This is a genomic window from Proteus faecis (assembly GCF_030286765.1).
GTDB classification, from domain to species: domain Bacteria; phylum Pseudomonadota; class Gammaproteobacteria; order Enterobacterales; family Enterobacteriaceae; genus Proteus; species Proteus faecis.
In genome coordinates this window covers 1-757 of the sequence record NZ_JASVWV010000060.1, presented here as the reverse complement: position 1 = coordinate 757, position 757 = coordinate 1, and the positions used below count along the sequence as shown (strand labels likewise).

The following is a 757-nucleotide window of genomic DNA, read 5'->3' as shown; positions in this document are numbered from 1 at the left end:
CGCTTCATTTTTACCTGTTTTAAAAAAATAACGAATATTATTTATATTGAATTAATTGTTAAATAATAAGGAGCTGCAATGAAAAAAACTTGCTTACTTATCTCATGTTTTTCTTTATGGCTTTTAACCGGATGCTCTGTACAGGAAATCACTGAGTGGAATCAGAAAATCAGTGATCTGGGTCATCAGGTCAGTAATACCATGACCGGAGGAAAACAGGAACGAAGTAAAAAAGCGACTGATATGACGATTCCGGTGGATATTGATACCGTTGCATCCCGACTGCGACGCTATTATGGTTTTACGGATGTGAATACTCAGATTGCAACACTTCAGAGAGGGACTGTTAACGATCAGTGGGCCGCAGAAGCAATTGCCGCTGAAGGACATACATTTGAAGCAACACCGGGTAGTTATTATAAATTCGGGCGTAAGCTGGGCAACAATAATCCACTGGATGAAGTGATTCTGGAACTGGAAAAGAATGGTGCAGGGACACGGGTATATGTGGTTTATCACTCCTCGTTCAGCGGGCATTTAACGGAGGAGTATGTGGATCCGCTATTTAAGCAGATAAGGGATGTCGCCTCCGGCAAAATCAGATAAATGACATTCAGGTTGTTTTCCGGGGAAACAGGAACCGCATTTTTATTGTTTCTCCGGGAAACATACAGACAGGTAAGTCAATGAAACTATTTTTATGCGAAAAACCGTCTCAGGCCAAAGATATTGCCCGGGTGGTCGGCGCTCATCAGCG

General features: G+C 42.1%; 1 protein-coding gene. It reads left to right on the top strand.

Annotation, left to right across the window (positions count from 1 at the left end):
- The first annotated feature begins 78 nt into the window (after positions 1-78).
- Entirely contained in the window at positions 79-606 is a 528-nt protein-coding gene (locus QSH13_RS18470; protein WP_113355574.1) for a hypothetical protein, read from the top strand.
- Positions 607-757 lie beyond the last annotated feature (151 nt).